Origin of the sequence: Veillonella sp. S13053-19 (assembly GCF_002959835.1) — a bacterium.
In the GTDB taxonomy this organism is placed as follows: Bacteria; Bacillota; Negativicutes; order Veillonellales; family Veillonellaceae; genus Veillonella; species Veillonella rogosae.
Genome location: NZ_PPDA01000008.1, coordinates 304,503 through 321,777 on the forward strand (window position 1 = coordinate 304,503; position 17,275 = coordinate 321,777).

Annotated in this window: 17 protein-coding genes; all 17 read left to right on the top strand. The window is 36.8% G+C overall.

Translation table 11 applies throughout. From position 1 onward, the window contains the following. The 17 genes from VEHSUH06_RS04890 to VEHSUH06_RS04970 all read left to right on the top strand — a co-directional run bounded on the left by VEHSUH06_RS04890 (nt 1) and on the right by VEHSUH06_RS04970 (nt 17,117). Nucleotides 1–813 (top strand): class I SAM-dependent methyltransferase, encoded by an 813-nt coding sequence (locus VEHSUH06_RS04890; protein WP_105097975.1) that lies wholly within the window; start codon nt 1–3, stop codon nt 811–813. Further along, complete coding sequence (gene miaA / locus VEHSUH06_RS04895) at nt 810–1,739, top strand: tRNA (adenosine(37)-N6)-dimethylallyltransferase MiaA (protein ID WP_105097976.1); 930 nt, start codon at nt 810–812, stop codon at nt 1,737–1,739. Before VEHSUH06_RS04890 ends, miaA begins: the two co-directional genes overlap by 4 nt. Further along, a complete protein-coding gene (locus VEHSUH06_RS04900) occupies nt 1,736–2,974 on the top strand; it encodes a methionine gamma-lyase family protein (protein ID WP_105097977.1) in 1,239 nt (412 codons plus the stop codon). The genes miaA and VEHSUH06_RS04900 overlap by 4 nt, the downstream gene beginning before the upstream one ends. Nucleotides 2,975–3,173: 199 nt before the next feature. Beyond that, nucleotides 3,174–4,235, top strand: coding sequence for a tRNA 2-thiouridine(34) synthase MnmA (mnmA, locus tag VEHSUH06_RS04905; protein WP_105097978.1), 1,062 nt, complete (start codon nt 3,174–3,176; stop codon nt 4,233–4,235). 38 nt (nt 4,236–4,273) lie between these two features. Beyond that, nucleotides 4,274–6,073: a translation elongation factor 4 gene (gene lepA / locus VEHSUH06_RS04910; protein WP_105097979.1), complete on the top strand. Its 1,800-nt coding sequence runs from the start codon at nt 4,274–4,276 to the stop codon at nt 6,071–6,073. Nucleotides 6,074–6,077: 4 nt separating this feature from the next. After that, nucleotides 6,078–7,262, top strand: a complete 1,185-nt coding sequence (gene hemW / locus VEHSUH06_RS04915) for a radical SAM family heme chaperone HemW (RefSeq protein ID WP_105097980.1) — start codon at nt 6,078–6,080, stop codon at nt 7,260–7,262. 81 nt (nt 7,263–7,343) lie between these two features. Then, nucleotides 7,344–7,946, top strand: coding sequence for a nitrite and sulphite reductase 4Fe-4S domain protein (locus tag VEHSUH06_RS04920; protein WP_009351445.1), 603 nt, complete (start codon nt 7,344–7,346; stop codon nt 7,944–7,946). A 369-nt stretch (nt 7,947–8,315) separates the two neighbouring features. Continuing rightward, entirely contained in the window at nt 8,316–9,344 is a 1,029-nt protein-coding gene (hrcA, locus tag VEHSUH06_RS04925; RefSeq protein ID WP_105097981.1) for a heat-inducible transcriptional repressor HrcA, read from the top strand. Further along, complete coding sequence (gene grpE / locus VEHSUH06_RS04930) at nt 9,344–9,889, top strand: nucleotide exchange factor GrpE (RefSeq protein WP_054747519.1); 546 nt, start codon at nt 9,344–9,346, stop codon at nt 9,887–9,889. Before hrcA ends, grpE begins: the two co-directional genes overlap by 1 nt. Before the next feature lie 27 nt (nt 9,890–9,916). Continuing rightward, complete coding sequence (gene dnaK, locus VEHSUH06_RS04935; RefSeq protein ID WP_105097982.1) at nt 9,917–11,758, top strand: molecular chaperone DnaK; 1,842 nt, start codon at nt 9,917–9,919, stop codon at nt 11,756–11,758. A 16-nt stretch (nt 11,759–11,774) separates the two neighbouring features. Beyond that, on the top strand, nt 11,775–12,932 hold the full coding sequence (gene dnaJ / locus VEHSUH06_RS04940) for a molecular chaperone DnaJ (protein ID WP_004695739.1): 1,158 nt from the start codon (nt 11,775–11,777) through the stop codon (nt 12,930–12,932). Nucleotides 12,933–12,987: 55 nt separating this feature from the next. Continuing rightward, the gene (locus tag VEHSUH06_RS04945) at nt 12,988–13,851 is read left to right on the top strand and encodes a 50S ribosomal protein L11 methyltransferase (protein ID WP_105097983.1); all 864 of its coding nucleotides are present in this window, start codon (nt 12,988–12,990) and stop codon (nt 13,849–13,851) included. Further along, nucleotides 13,848–14,579, top strand: a complete 732-nt coding sequence (locus VEHSUH06_RS04950) for a 16S rRNA (uracil(1498)-N(3))-methyltransferase (protein WP_105098061.1) — start codon at nt 13,848–13,850, stop codon at nt 14,577–14,579. Before VEHSUH06_RS04945 ends, VEHSUH06_RS04950 begins: the two co-directional genes overlap by 4 nt. A 24-nt stretch (nt 14,580–14,603) precedes the next feature. Beyond that, a complete protein-coding gene (gene mtaB / locus VEHSUH06_RS04955; RefSeq protein WP_105097984.1) occupies nt 14,604–15,899 on the top strand; it encodes a tRNA (N(6)-L-threonylcarbamoyladenosine(37)-C(2))-methylthiotransferase MtaB in 1,296 nt (431 codons plus the stop codon). Nucleotides 15,900–15,910: 11 nt separating this feature from the next. Continuing rightward, complete coding sequence (locus tag VEHSUH06_RS04960; protein WP_009351489.1) at nt 15,911–16,255, top strand: histidine triad nucleotide-binding protein; 345 nt, start codon at nt 15,911–15,913, stop codon at nt 16,253–16,255. Between the two features lie 156 nt (nt 16,256–16,411). Continuing rightward, entirely contained in the window at nt 16,412–16,591 is a 180-nt protein-coding gene (gene rpsU / locus VEHSUH06_RS04965; RefSeq protein WP_004695751.1) for a 30S ribosomal protein S21, read from the top strand. A gap of 82 nt (nt 16,592–16,673) precedes the next feature. Then, on the top strand, nt 16,674–17,117 hold the full coding sequence (locus tag VEHSUH06_RS04970) for a GatB/YqeY domain-containing protein (RefSeq protein ID WP_105097985.1): 444 nt from the start codon (nt 16,674–16,676) through the stop codon (nt 17,115–17,117). Nucleotides 17,118–17,275 lie beyond the last annotated feature (158 nt).

Sequence of the window (17,275 nt, forward strand, 5' to 3'; positions counted from 1 at the left end):
ATGAATATACTAACCACATCTCAAAAATCTAATGAGGTCATTCAGGAGGAAGCCAAAGCACTGGCTTCCTCTATGCATATGACATATATTAAACGAGGTAAAACATCGATACCAGCCTTATTCGGTAAGTATCAATGCGAATATATTGCGGTTCTTGCTGGTTCTGGATTAACTATTCATTTCCCAGAAAATCAACAACATACCTTTCATTTGTCTATGGCTCAATTACGTATATTACGTTTACAACGCGGTGAAGGCGATCATCTCGTTAATGCGGTACATGTCATATTAGATAAAAAAGGATTATCTAATAGAGATAAATTTACGTTTTTAGACTGTACAATTGGCCTTGGTAGTGACAGTATTGTAGTGAGTTATGGTTACCCACAGGCTCAAATAACTGGCCTAGAAGGGTCTTTACCTATATGGCTTGCCACTAGTCATGGTTTAGCTCATTATATTCATAGTGAGGATAGTGTAACGAATGTATTGCGACGTATTAAAGTAAATCATGATACCTTTGAGCACTATTTACCAAACCTACCTGACAATAGTATTGATATTATTTATTTTGATCCTATGTTTGAAGTTCCTATAGAGGAAAGCCCTCAATTCAAACCTCTTCGAGGTCATACTGTGGAAAGTCATATAGATGATAAAATCATGGCACAGGCTATGCGTGTTGCCACGTATGGTGTTATTATTAAAGAACGACCATTTAGTTCGGTCTTTCAAAACTATCCACCGCATCAATGGGTGGGCGGAAAATATAGTCGTATAGGCTATGGTGTATATATGAAGGAGTTAATGTGAATCCCTTAATTACCATTGTTGGACCAACGGCGGTAGGCAAAACAGATCTAACCTTGGACTTAGCAGAACAGCTACATGCTGAGGTTATTTCTGGTGATGCTTACCAAGTATATAAACAACTCAATATTGGTACCGCTAAACCATCGGCGGATGAACTTAAGCGGGTAAAACATCATCTTATCGATATATTAGAACCAAATGATTCATATTCAGTGTCTATTTTTCAGAATCAAGCTAAAGAGATAATTGGTAGATTAAATGATAGGAATACTCTACCTATTCTGTCTGGTGGTACAGGGTTATATGTTCAATCGTTATTAGAGAACTATAACTTTAATGACGTTAAGCCTGATGAAAGTTTACGATTAGAGCTAGATGAGCTATTTAATGCTAAAGGTATTGATGGTTTACGAGAATATGCTTTCACCTTAGGAAAAGAACATAATATAGAAATTCAATATAGTGATAAGCATCGTTTGTATCGAGCTATTGAAATATTGCATCATGGTGATGTAGATTCGTTACGTAATCAGACCAAAGATGGTGTATCTTATAAAGGGTCTGTTATCGGTCTTATGAGAGATCGTGATCAGTTATATGAGCGCATTAATTTACGCGTTGATATGATGTTTGATGCAGGTTTGATTGAAGAAGTAGAACAACTCATTAAGTCTGGAGTAAATCCAGATTGCCAAGCGTTTAAGGGGATTGGTTATAAAGAGGTTGTAGAATATATGAATGGCAGTATTAGCCTCGATGAATGCCGCGATTTAATTAAGAAGAACACGCGTCATTTTGCAAAACGCCAAATCACTTGGTATAAACGAATGCCATATATTGAATGGATTCATATTGATAGCAATACATCTAAAGATTTTATATTTAATAAAGCTATGGATTTAATCCGTAGAGAAGGATTAGCATGACATTAGAAGAAATACGTAGTAAAGCCCTTGAGATGGCTGAACCTGAATTTAAAAAGTTTGAACCTATTGCATTAGCCAATACAAAAAAGGTATTAGAAGCCTTTAAAGAGTGCCAAGTATCTGACTATCATTTTACAGGTACTACGGGTTATGGTTATAACGATGTGGGCCGTGAGAAGTTAGACGAAGTATTCGCTTATGTATTTAAAGGTGAAAAAGCTATTGTTCGTCCTCATTTTGTATCTGGTACTCATGCACTAGCAACAACTCTTATTGCATTAATGGGTAATGGATCTAAGGGCACTGAGTTTATCTATGCAGTAGGGGCTCCTTACGATACGATGCAATTTGTTATCGGTGCATCTCGTGAAGTGCGTGGATCTCTCGTAGAAAAGGGGTTTACCTATACTGAGGTACCGTTAAAGGATAATACGTATGATGTAGAAGCCATCGCTAATGCTGTTAATGATAATACGCGAGTAGTAGTGATTCAACGCTCTCGTGGTTATAGTACGCGTGAACCGTTATCTATTGCAGATATTAAGATTATTGTAGATGCTGTAAAAGCTAAAAACTCGAATACTATTTGTTTTGTAGATAATTGTTATGGTGAGTTTACAGAACTGCAAGAACCTTTAGAAGCTGGTGCAGATATTATGGCTGGTTCGCTCATTAAAAATGCAGGGGGCGGCTTAGCACCAACAGGTGGCTACATCGTAGGTCGTGAAGACTTAGTTGAAGATGCAGCGTACCAACTGACTGCTCCAGGACTTGGTGATCATATGGGCTCTTATGCGCCTGGTTACCGATTATTCTTCCAAGGTTTATTTATGGCTCCTCACGTAGTATTACAAGCGCTTAAAGGGGCTGTATATACAGCTGCAGTAGGTGAATTGTTAGGGTATGATGTATTCCCTAAGGTAAATGTTAAACGCTACGATTTAATCCAAGCTATTAATCTAAAAAATGGAGAAGAAATGGAGCACTTCTGTGTAGGTATGCAAGCATATTCTCCTGTAGATGCTCACGTACATCCAATTCCTGGTGATATGCCTGGGTACGAAGATAAAATCATCATGGCCGGTGGTACCTTTGTACAAGGCTCTTCTATTGAATTGAGTGCAGATGGTCCTGTTCGTCCTCCGTATACGATTTTCATGCAAGGTGGACTTGTATTTGAACATTCTATGCTAGGTATTTTAGGTGCTGCAGAAGAATTACTAAAACATAGATAATAATTAGAATCTCTTTCTTTTGATGAAAGGGATTCTTTTTATTTCAAATCTTTTCAATGTACCTAATTCTAGGCTATAATATAAGTTGCTATAATTTCATAGCAATACTACTCGGACTTTTACACCGAACTAGTGTTTTACACGTCAGGCTTTCACCCTGATTAGTTTTATGATCAAGAGATCATTAAAAGGAGAAAGTATGGAAAAAGTTATCGCTGTAGCTATGAGTGGCGGCGTAGATAGTTCTTTAACTGCTGCAATGCTACTAAAACAAGGCTATAAAGTATTTGGTATTACCCTATGGTTGTGGGTGAGTGGTACACCTTATGATTCAGTACCTCTCGCTGTAACAGATGCTAAGAAGATGTGTGATTTTCTTGGTATTGAGCATCATGTTATTGATGCTCGTGATGTATTCTACGATAATGTAGTAGATTACTTCGTAAAAGAATATGCCTATGGTCGTACACCAAATCCTTGTGTATTCTGTAATAAAAATATCAAATTTGATTTGATGCTCAATCGAGCTCTTGAACTTGGTGCCACACATATGGTTACTGGCCATTATGCACAGGTTAATTATAATGAAGAAACAGGTTTATATGAATTACATAAAGGCGTTGATCCTACTAAAGACCAAAGCTATGTTATGTACAATATGAACCAACGCATTTTGAGTCACCTCATGTTCCCACTAGGTGGCCAATGTAAGACTGAAACACGTAAATTAGCTGCTGAATATGATTTGCCAGTAGCTAAAAAACCAGATAGTGTTGATATTTGCTTCTTGCCTCATGGGAACTATCAAAAGCTGGTAGTAGAAGAAATGAAAGATAAACCAAAGTCTGGTAATATCGTTACTGAAGATGGTGAGGTATTAGGTAAACACAATGGTTTATTTAACTACACTATAGGCCAACGTAAAGGTCTTGGTATTGCATATAAGCATCCATTATATGTAATTGGCTTTAACGGTGATCGCAACGAGGTTATCGTAGGTCCTAATGAACGACTCTTTACAAATCGTATGATTTGTAAGTTCTATAATTTCCTGGATGATACAATTCATAAAGAATTAAAAGCAGAAGGTAAAATTCGCTATGCAGCAAATCCTTCACCTTGTACTGCACGTATCTTAGATGATGATACGATGGAAGTTATCTTCGAAGAACCACAACGGGCTATAACCCCAGGTCAGTCCGTAGCCTTTTATAATGGCACTCAATTATTAGGAGGTGCTGTTATCGATCGCGTATGTTAGAAAGGAGAATACAAGTTCCTTGAACTTGTTCACATAGTATGTCAACGAAAAAGATTCGAAACTTCTGTATTATAGCTCATATTGACCATGGTAAATCTACCATTGCCGATAGATTAATTGAATATACTGGCACATTACAAAAGCGTGAAATGGAGGCTCAAGTTTTGGACTCCATGGATTTAGAACGAGAACGCGGTATTACTATTAAAGCGCAATCCGTTCGTATTTTGTATAAAGCCCAAGATGGTGAAGAGTATATTTTGAATCTCATCGATACTCCGGGCCATGTGGATTTCAGCTATGAAGTATCTCGTTCTCTTGCAGCTTGTGAAGGTGCATTACTAGTAGTAGATGCTGCACAAGGTGTAGAGGCTCAAACGTTGGCAAATGTGTATCTCGCTTTAGAACATGATCTTGAAATTATTCCTGTTATCAACAAAATAGATTTGCCTTCTGCTGATCCGGATCGGGTTAAACATGAAATTGAAGATATTATCGGTTTAGACGCATCAGATGCTGTATTATGTTCTGCTAAATCTGGCATTGGCATTCCAGATATTTTAGAAGCTATTGTAAATAAGGTGCCTGCACCACCAGATAAATCCGATCAACCTACGAGAGCTTTGATTTTTGATAGCCGCTTTGATTCCTATAAAGGTGCTATTGCTTATGTGCGCGTAAAAGAAGGTACTATTAAAGCAAAAGATACCATTCGCATGATGCATGATAATAAGGATTTTGATGTTACTGAGCTTGGAATCTTTACACCAAATCTTGTGCCGGTACAAGAATTACCTTGTGGATCTGTAGGTTGTATTGCAGCTAGTATCAAAAATGTAAAAGATTGTCACGTAGGTGATACGGTAACATTGGCTAATAATCCTGCACCAGAACCATTGCCAGGCTATCGCAAGGCTGTATCTATGGTATACTGTGGTCTCTATCCGACAGAGTCTAAAGACTATGAAAATCTTCGTGATGCATTAGAAAAATTACAGCTTAACGATGCTGCCTTAGAATATGAAGCTGAAACATCCTTGGCGTTAGGTTTTGGTTTCCGTTGTGGCTTCCTTGGACTTTTACATATGGACGTTATTCAAGAACGGTTAGAGCGAGAATATAATTTAACGCTCATTACGACCGCTCCATCTGTAAACTACAAGGTATATAAAACAAATGGAGAAATGTTTGAAGTAGATAATCCGGCTAAATTGCCACCTCCTACAGAAATCGACTACATTGAAGAACCTTATGTAAAAGCTACTACAATTGTACCTAAAGACTTTGTTGGTACTATTATGGAGTTATCTCAAGATAAACGTGGTGAATATCAATCTATGGAATATTTGGATGAAACACGTGTATCTGTTGTATATCACTTGCCATTGAGTGAAATTATTTACGACTACTTTGATAAATTGAAATCTGCTACCAAGGGTTATGCTTCTCTTGACTATGAATTGATTGGCTATAAACAGTCTCCAATGGTTAAGATGGATATTCTGTTAAATGGTGATCCTGTGGATGCATTGTCTATTATCGTACATAAGGATCGTGCTGCAACACGTGGTCGTGCATTAGCAGAAAAATTAAAAGAACTCATTCCTCGTCAAATGTTTGAAATTCCTATTCAAGCAGCAGTAGGTACGAAAATTGTGGCTCGTGAGACTGTAAAAGCGTGGCGTAAAGACGTTTTGGCGAAGTGTTACGGCGGTGATATTTCTCGTAAACGTAAACTCTTAGAAAAACAAAAAGCTGGTAAGAAACGTATGAAGTCTGTGGGCTCTGTAGAGATTCCACAAGAAGCATTTATGGCTATTCTCAAGGTTGAGGACTAATATAATGAAAACAGATTCTAATATCCTGAATCTGTCTACACTTGGGGATATGGGCTTGTATGTCCATATCCCTTTTTGTAAACAGAAATGTATGTATTGTGATTTCCCAGCCTATCAAAATTTACAAGATTATTACGAAACTTATGTCTATGCATTAGTACAAGAAATGGATTTGTGGGTTTCGGAACACCCCGAGTCTAAAGCTAAACCTATTGATACTATTTATTTTGGTGGTGGTACACCTACTGAATTATCAATTCAACAGTTAAAGATGATTGTAGATAAAATCAAAAGTATTTTTACTATTACTGACGATTGTCATATGACTATAGAGTCTAATCCTGGTGAAGTAGATCTACAGTATCTAACTAAGTTAGTTAAACTAGGTTTTAATCGCATTAGTTTTGGTGTTCAAACCTTTGATGATAAGGCGCTTACCATGCTGCATCGCAGTCATAATGGGGAAAAGGCTAAACAAGCTGTTTATGATGCTAAAGAGGCAGGCTTTACCGATATCAACATTGATTTGATTTATGGATTGCCACGACAATCCTTAGAAGATATTCAACATAATTTACATATCGTGAAAGATTTACCAATTAATCATATTTCTACGTATGGATTACAAGTAGAGGTAGGAACCTATTTATATCATTTAGTTCAAAAGAATCTTATTTCTATTCCTAGTGAAAGCATTGATGAATTGATGTATGATATGATGATGGAAGGATTAAAAGAGTTAGGTTTTGAACGATATGAAATTTCTAATTTTGCTAAAGATAGTTCTTATAGTCGTCATAATTTAAAATATTGGCACTATGTAGACTACTTAGGATTTGGTGCTGGTGCTCATTCCTTCTATGATGGTGTTCGCCGTAGCAACAACCGAAATGTAATGCCTTATATACAAGCTGTTGATCGATATACTATGCCTACTATCGATACAGAGACTATTACTGTAGAGCGAGCGCAAGAGGACTTTTGCTTCTTAGCGCTTCGCACTAAGTGGGGCCTTGATGAGAAAAAATTTGAGGATAGATTTGGCGTATCTGTTCATAATTTATTTGGTAATATATTAGAAGATTTAGTTACTAAAGGCTTATTAGAGTATCAAAATGGTAGTTATCATTTAAGTTCTGAAGGGGCCAAGCATGGTAACTATGTATTTAGTCAATTTATTCGAGAGTAATTTCTCACAGTTTCTCAAAATCTAATATGTTAGTATAAATAGGATGATGATGAATAAGCATGCTAGATTTGAGGAGGAACGATGAAGACATCTGTTATAATACACGGTTTACATAATGAATTTACTTTAGATCAAATGAAGGCATGCATAGAATTAGCTGAAAAATATGGTGGATCTTTCCGCCATGTAGTAACTGGTTTACAAATTACAGGTATTGAAAAAGACGATAAGGAAAAACTTATCTCTGAATTGCCAGAAGGCGTAACTACAGTTGTTCATAGAGGAGTAAATTCTTTAATTGCTTGCGTAGGTAAAGGCTATTGTAAAAATGGCCAAATGGAAACTAAAGAATTGGCTGATTATGTAGAGAGAAAACATTATGGACGAAAAACATCACACAAATGCAAAATTGGCATCAGTGGATGTGGTCGTAATTGCCCAGATGCAATGGTAAAAGATATTGCCTTTATTGGAACCTCTAAAGGTTATATGCTTGCAGTTGGTGGTAATACAGGTATTAAGCCTGAAGCAGGGACTATATTAGCTAGAAATCTAACAGTAGAACAAGCTAAAAAAGCTGTCGATATTTTAGTTGATTGGTACGCTGAACACGGTGAACCTCGTGAGCGTATGGGTAAATTATTAGCTAGATTAGGCAATCCACTGGAAGGTATAGAGCTATAATTATTTAGTTGTATTAGTAATAAAATATCATAATCGAATAGTCCCAAATTTTTCCGTAAAGATAACAATTTAATCCAATATATTAAAACACTTATACTATTTTATAGGTTTACTAAATTAATTAATTAGAATAAATCAATTTAATTAATAAATTTAGAAGATCACATAAAGTGAGATAGTATAAGTGTTTTCTTATTGTTATACTTTGATTTTTTGACCAATTACTTGAAAATATATAATTGTCTTTTTGACTAAATAGATATTATTTGACTTTTTCGGTATTTTTCGCTTGACAATTTTTACCAATGTGATAATATTATACATGCGATTAGCACTCAAAGTTTATGAGTGCTAACAAGAGGTGTCATTATGGATGAAAGAAAACAGCGCATCTTGCGAGCCATAATTGAAGACTACGTTAAATCCGCAGAACCTGTAGGGTCTCGAACGATTGCTAAGAACTATAATCTTGGCATTAGTCCTGCTACAGTACGGAATGAAATGTCCGATTTAGAGGAATTAGGCTATTTAGAGCAACCTCATACATCGGCTGGACGTATTCCTTCAGCTAAGGGCTATCGCTTATATGTTGACTCCATGTTGAGTCAACAACCTGTTCCATTACAGGATGCTGAAAAAATTGAAATGTTATGGAAACATTCCAATGGATCGACGAGTGAGCTCTTCTTAAATATGGCTAAACTACTTTCACAAGTGAGCCATAGTATGAGTTTATTCCTAGCTCCAGCCCATGATAGAGCATTAATTAAATACATTCATGTATTACCACTAGATAGTCATCAAGCCATTATGGTAGTTATTACCGAAACAGGTGCGCTCGATAATGAGTTGATGTACTTTGGTGAAAGTATTTCACCAGAGCTTTTACAAAGTCTAGCTATGCAATTTAGCAATGCATTACAGAATGTAAGTATTGGTCATGTAACGGCTGAAGCACTGGGAAACTTATTGATTCATATGGAAGGTCCGCAGGGGATTTTATTAATCCTTTCGGAAACATTATTACGAGCTATTAATAAACGTAAGTTGTTCTATTCGGTAGGTACCACAGAGTTGTTAAATCAACCAGAGTTTAAGTCTGTTGAGAAGGTACAACCCTTGCTTTCATTAGTGGAAGAACAAAATCAATTGGGACAGTTATTAAAAGATGATTCACCAACACCAGTTAAGGTTAAGATTGGTATAGAGAATGAAACAGAAGCACTGCAATCGATGAGTGTGGTACAAGCTGATTTTACTAATCAAGATCAGCCTATAGGAACTCTTGCTATTCTAGGACCAACACGAATGGAATACGGCCGAATTATCGGTATGCTATCTCATATGAAACATATAATGGAAACTATGGTAAAAGAACAAAATAGAAAGGGCATATAATGGCTGAAGAACAAGACATTAAACAAGAACCAGTTGATGAAACAGTAGATGCTACAAATGTAGAGGAAACAACTGTGGAAGCAACTGAAGAAGTTGTGGCTGATGCTGCTCAAGTATTAGAAGAACTTAAAGCCGACTTTGATAATCGCTATAAGCGTTTACAAGCGGACTTTGAAAACTTCAAGCGTCGTACTAACCAAGAAAAAGAGCAACTTGCTGGATATGTTAAAGGGGATGTATTAACAGACCTTCTTCCTGTATTGGATAACTTTGAACGGGCTGTTCAAAGTCCAGCAGAAGGGGAAGCAAAGTTATTCCTCGATGGATTTATTATGATTCATCAAAACTTGATGGCAATGTTATCTAAACATGGATTAGCTGTTATTGAAGCAGTAGGTCAACCATTTGATCCAAATTTCCATCAAGCAATCATGCGAGTACCTTCAGATGAATTTGAATCTGATACGGTATGTGAAGTATTACAAACTGGCTACACTGTTGATGGTCGTTGTATTCGTCCAGCAATGGTAAAAGTTGTTGAATAGATTATAAAGTTTTAGGAGGCATATATTATGGCAAAGGTAATTGGTATTGACTTAGGTACTACAAACTCTTGTGTTGCGGTTATGGAAGGCGGCGAGCCTACGGTTATTACTAACCAAGAAGGCGCTCGTACAACTCCTTCCGTTGTTGGTTTCGCTAAAAATGGTGAACGCTTAGTTGGTCAATTGGCTAAACGTCAAGCAGTATCCAATCCAGAAAACACAATTATTTCTATTAAACGTCACATGGGTACTAACTATAAAGTAACTGTAGAAGGTAAAGACTATACTCCTCAAGAAATTTCTGCAATGATTCTTCAAAAAATCAAAGCTGATGCAGAAGCTTACTTGGGCGAACCTGTAAAACAAGCTGTTATTACAGTTCCAGCTTACTTTACAGACTCCCAACGTCAAGCTACTAAAGATGCTGGTGCAATTGCTGGTCTTGAAGTTCTTCGTATCATTAACGAACCTACAGCAGCTGCTCTTGCTTATGGTGTAGATAAAGAAGAAGACGGCAAAGTTCTTGTATTCGACCTTGGTGGTGGTACATTTGACGTTTCCATCCTTGAACTTGGCGATGGCGTATTCGAAGTATTGGCAACATCTGGTAATAACCACCTTGGTGGTGATGACTTTGACCAACGCATTATGAACTACCTTATTGAAGAGTTCAAAAAAGAAACAGGTATCGATTTATCCAATGATAAATTAGCTGATCAACGTTTAAAAGAAGCTGCTGAAAAAGCAAAAATTGAATTGTCTGGCGTAGCTAGCACAAACATCAACTTGCCATTCATCACAGCTGATGCTACAGGTCCTAAACACTTAGACGTAACATTAACTCGTGCTAAATTTGAAGAATTGACTGCTGACTTGGTACAAGCAACAATCGAACCTACTCGTAAAGCTATGCAAGACGCTGGTCTTTCCGCTTCTGATATCGATAAAGTTTTGTTAGTTGGTGGTTCTAGCCGTATTCCAGCTGTACAAGATGCTATTAAAAAAGTATTAGGTAAAGAGCCAACTAAAAATGTTAACCCTGATGAATGTGTTGCTATCGGTGCAGCAATTCAAGGTGGTGTATTAGTAGGTGAAGTTAAAGACGTATTGTTGCTTGACGTAACTCCATTATCCCTTGGTATCGAAACAATGGGTGGTGTATTCACACGTATTATCGATCGCAACACTACAATTCCTACATCTAAATCCCAAGTATTCTCCACTGCTGCAGATAATCAACCATCTGTAGATATCCATGTATTACAAGGTGAACGTGAGTTCGCAGCAGATAATAAAACATTGGGTCGTTTTAACTTGGATGGTATCCCAGCAGCTCCTCGTGGGGTTCCTCAAATCGAAGTAACTTTCGACATCGATGCTAACGGTATCGTACACGTAAAAGCAAAAGACTTGGGTACTCAAAAAGAACAAAAAATTACTATTACTTCTTCTAGCGGCTTGAAAGATGACGAAATCGAACGCATGGTTAAAGAAGCTGAAGCACATGCAGCAGAAGATAAAGCTAGAAAAGAAGAATTAGATATTAAAAATAATGCAGACTCCTTGGTATACCAAGCTGAAAAAGCATTGAAAGAACTTGATGGTAAAGGCGACACAGCTTTGTTGAAAGAAGTTGAAGAAGCAAAAGATAAATTGAAAAAATCTATCGAAGCAGGCAACATCGAAGATATCAAAAAAGACAGTGAAGCTTTGGAACAACCATTGCACAAATTAGCTGAACAAATGTATGCAGCAGCACAACAAGCTCAACAAGCAGCTGGTGGTGCAGAGCAAGGTCAACAACAAACAAAATCTGATGACAATGTAGTTGATGCTGATTACACAGTAGTGGATGACGATAAGAAATAAGAAGGGTTGGTAACTAATGGCACGTGATTATTATGACATCTTAGGGGTCAGTAAAAATGCCTCTCAAGATGAAATCAAAAAGGCCTTCCGTAAAAAGGCACGCCAATACCATCCAGATGTAAATAAAGATAATCCAAAGGAAGCGGAAGCAAAATTTAAAGAAGCGAACGAAGCTTACGAAGTATTGTCTGATGAAACTAAAAAAGCTCAATATGACCAATTCGGCCACGACGCCTTCAAACAAGGAGGCGGCGCTGGGGCCGGTGGTTTCCAAGGTGGCTTTGGCGGTTTCGGAGGTCAAGCTGGGGGCTTTGGTGATATCTTTGGCGATATTTTTGGTGGCATGTTTGGCGGCGGTCGCCAACAACAAGGCCCTCAAAAAGGTAATGATTTGCGCGAAGATATTGATATTTCCTTTGAAGATGCGGCCTTTGGTAAATCTATGGAAATAGAAGTGCATCGTCATGAAGAATGTGATCACTGTCATGGTACTGGTGGTGAACCAGGATCTCGTGTCGATACTTGTCCAAACTGTCATGGTTCTGGTCAAGAAGCGGTTATTCAAAATACTCCATTTGGGCGTATGCAATCCGTTCGCACTTGTTCTCGCTGTCATGGTACTGGTAAAAGCATTGAAAAACCTTGTTCTAAATGCCGTGGTACTGGTGAAATGCTTGCTAAGCGCAAGATTTCTATCAAGATTCCAGCTGGCGTAGACAGCGGTTCTCGCTTACGTGTAGCTAATGAAGGGGAACCAGGTATTTTGGGCGGTCCTAAGGGTGACCTTTACGTATATATCTTTGTTCGTCCTCACAAGGAATTTGAGCGAAATGGTAATGACGTTATTAGTCGTGTGAATATTAGCTTTGCTCAAGCTGCTCTTGGTGCGACTATACAAGTTAACACCTTAGATGGTAAAGTAGAGTTAAAGATTCCGGAAGGTACTCAAACGGGAACGGCATTCCGCGTAAAGGGCAAAGGTATTCCATATTTGCGTAACCCTAACCAACGAGGGGACCAACATATTGTAGTAACTGTCCAAACGCCTAAAAAATTGACCGATACTCAACGTGAGTTGTTATTACGCTTTGCTAATGAAAGCAATGAAGATGTAAATAACTTGCAAGTGAGCAAAAGTCTCTTTGAAAAAATTAAGGACTGTTTGACTAAATGAACAGCTCATGTGAAGGAATGGTTTGTTCCATCACATTCCCTATAAAGGAGCATATATGCAGTGGATAGAAGTATCCATTGTCTGTGAAAGAGTAGCCACCGATGAGGTGACTACTCTTTTTGACGATTACGCAGGCAATGGAATTATAGAAGAAGATATTGAAGAAGAACCTAATTTAATAAAATTAACGCTCTACGCTGATCCAACACTTGATGCTGATGTGATTAAAGAAGACTTAGAAAAACGTCTTACAGAGGCAAATATTACGGTGAAATCAATAGATGCACATATACTAGACGAATCTACGTGGTTAAATTCATGGCAACAATACATTGAGCCTACAGAAATATTACCAAATATCGTAATAAAACCTGCTTGGCAAGAATATGATAACGTCGATAATAAAACGATTATAGAAATCGATTCAGATATTTCTTTTGGCACTGGTTCCCATGAAACGACTAGAACGTGTGCTGAGCTGTTAAAAGTTTATAGTGAATCTATGGATCTTGATAAGGTTACATGTTTAGATATCGGTACAGGTACAGGGATACTTTTATTAGTAGCCGCCCAATTAGGTATAAAACATTTAGTAGGCATTGATATTGAGGAATATGCAGCTAATCAAGCAAAAATTAACTGTGAAAATAATGAAGTACATGTCGAAATTATTTGTGGTAATTTAGATACGGATTTTGAAGGTACTGCTCAATTAATTTTAGCTAATTTAACAGTAGACCCTTTGAAGATATTGTTACCACAAATAGGTAAGAAACTTGAAGATAATGGCATTTTAATCATTAGTGGTATTATTGATGATCGGTATGATGAAATCTTGCCGTATATCACTGAACATTGGCATATTATAGAGGAACGCGTGGCAGGCCCTTGGCATACCTTTGCGTTAAAAAAGATATGAAGAAAATATTTATCCCTACACCATTAAATGAAAAAATACAATTACCAAAAGATGTGACACATCATGTGTTACATGTATTTCGTCATAATATGGATAAACCCATTACTGTAACGGGCAGTGATAATCGTTGTGGTATCTATCAGATTACCGAAGAAGTTGATGGTATAGCAGAAGCTAAACTTATTGAATATGTAGCGACTGATGTGTCGTCGTATCGAACTATTCTTGTTCAAGCCTTATTGAAAGGTGAAAAGCTAGAATGGGTATTACAAAAGGCGACGGAGTTAAATGTAGATACCATTTATCTTGTATCTACCGCAAACTGTGTAGCTAAATATGATGATAAGAAACTACAATCAAAAGTTAGTCGTTGGGAAAAAATTATGCTAGAAGCAGCTCAACAATGTGGGCGTAATCAACTGCCCACACTTGTAGTAGGCGAAAAGCTTTCACAAGTGCTTGAAATAGAGGATGACGCATTAAAACTAGTAGCCTATGAAAATGAAGAGGGTCATACTATTAAGACTGCACTTGAATCAATACATAGCAATCAAAATATAACTGACATTCTTATCTGTATTGGTCCTGAAGGGGGCTATCAAGAGAAGGAAATCAATGCTATTATAGAGAGTGGTGGAAAATCAGTTTCTCTTGGTAATACTATTTTACGAGCAGAAACTGCTGCCATTGGATCATTAGCGATGATTCAATATGAATTAGAACTATAAATTAAATAAGAATAGAGAGGTGCAATGAAAACCGTTGCTTTCACAACCTTAGGCTGTCGTGTCAATCAGTATGACACAGATGCTATGAAAGGTTTATTTTTACAAAATAATTACGAAGCTGTAGACTTCGATGAAAAAGCTGATATATATGTAATTAATACATGTTCTGTAACCAATATGGGGGAAAAGAAATCCCGTCAATTGATAAGGAAAGCAAAACGTCAAAATGAAGATGCTTATGTAATCGTTACCGGTTGTTATGCTCAGCTTGATCCAGATGCGATTGCTGCTATTGATGGTGTTAACCTTGTGATAGGTACAAACAATCGATCAAAAATCGTTGAGCTAGTAGAGCAACTAGAATCTACAGAACGTCAAATCAATGCTGTTAGAGATATTATGAAAGAGTCCAATTTTGAGGAAATGCCATTATTTGGTAATGAATCAGATAAGGCTCGAGCTTTCATGAAAATTCAAGAAGGCTGTAATAACTATTGCTCTTTCTGCATCATTCCATATACTCGTGGTAAATTGAAATCTCGTAAGATTGAAGATATCGTAGAAGAAGCTAAGCGTTTAGTAGACCATGGCTTCCACGAAATCGTACTAACAGGTATTCATTTAGGTAATTACGGTGTGGAATTACCGGGTAGACCTACCTTGGCTGATGTAGTAAAAGCCTTATTAGAAATACCTGAGTTATATCGTATTCGTTTTGGATCTATTGAATCTGTTGAGGTTTCTGATGAGCTAGTAGAATTAATGGCTACAGATAAACGAGTATGTCCAAATCTTCACTTACCATTACAAGCGGGTTCAGACCATGTATTACAATTGATGAGACGTCATTATACATTACAAGAGTATAAAGATCTCATTGCCAAGTTGCGTTCTCGCATTAAAGATTTATCTATTACGACTGATATCATTGCAGGTTTTCCACAAGAAACAGATGAAGATTTTGAAGAAACATTGAATACAGTACGTGAAATTGGGTTTACCCATATTCATGCTTTCCCATATTCTATTCGTGAAGGTACACCGGCTGCAACTATGCCTGATCAAGTACCTGAAGCCGTTAAAAAGACTCGTGTTGCACTGTTAAATGGTCTTAGTCAAGCAGGTTATGAAGCATACGCTAAATCTCGCATTGGTAAGCCTGGTGAGATTCTCATCGAAAAGGAAGAGAATGGATACTATATGGGCTTAACAAATGAGTATGTAAATGGTAAAGTAAAGTCTGATGGATTACATAAGATTGGTGATCTAATCGGAGGTACTGTTATAGGTTTAGAAGATAATTATTTAATTATTGAATAAGGAGTCTAATTATGAGCGATTGCATTTTCTGTAAAATTATTAATGGTGAAATTCCTTCCAATAAAGTATTAGAAAACGATAAATTCTATGCATTCCATGATATTCAACCGGTGAAAAAGGTCCATGTTTTAATCGTGCCTAAAAACCATGTATCTAATATTGCACATCTTACAGAAAAGAATGCTGACTATGTAGAAGGTTTGCTACCATTTGTTCGTGATGTAGCTAAAGAATTAGGTATTTCTAAAGATGGTTATCGCTTGATTTTTAACACTGGCGGTAAAGCTGGTCAAACTGTATTCCATATGCATGCCCATCTATTAGGTGGCGAGGAAATGGGCTGGCCAGAAGCTTAATATTGTGTATAATGTATTATTTTTATAATACTTATTAAAATTCCTATAAAATATACTGGAAAATATTGACAACATATATACCTATACATATAATATTATATGTGCGTATGTAAATTATCAGCACTTCCCGAGATTATTTTGGAGGGAGGGATATAGATGTCTGAAATCAAAGTCGGTAAAAACGAAACGCTTGAAAGTGCTCTTCGTCGATTCAAACGCTCCTGCCAAAAAGCGGGTGTTTTGTCTGAAGTAAGAAAACGTGAACACTACGAAAAACCAAGCGTAAAAAGAAAGAAAAAATCTGAAGCAGCAAGAAAACGCAAATTCAGAGCATAAGATGATTACCCTAATTCTGCCTTTTCATGGCTTCATGAAATCCAGAATTGGGGTTTCTTTATTTTATAAACAAGGAGGAACTATGAGCTTAAAAGATCAATTAAAAGAAGATATGAAAGCGGCTATGAAAGCTCGCGAAGAAGGAAAAACTGCTTTATCTGTAATTCGTATGGTTAACAGTGCTATTAAAAATACAGAAATTAACGACAAAGTAGAACTTGATGATAATGGCATTCTTGGTATTTTAGCTAAAGAAATGAAGACTCGCCAAGACTCTTTAGCTGAGTTTGAAAAAGCTGGCCGTGAAGATTTAATTAGTCATGTTAAAGAAGAAATGGCAGTATTACAAAAATACTTACCAGAACAGCTTTCTGAAGATGAAATTCGCACAGTTGTAAAAGAAGCAATAGCTGCGTGTGGTGATATCGTAAATATGGGTAATGTTATGAAACATGTTATGCCTAAAACTAAAGGCCGTGCAGATGGTAAAGTAGTTAATAATATTGTTAAAGAATTGCTTGGTTAATGATATTGTTAAACTTTATATGACTAACTAATTGTATTGAAAATACATTGATTCTAATATAGCTTTTAAAAGATAAAAATTCTATAGAAGTTTATTGACATATATTTTCAACATATGATAATATGAACTCAACAAAATAATTAGTCAACGATGACTCC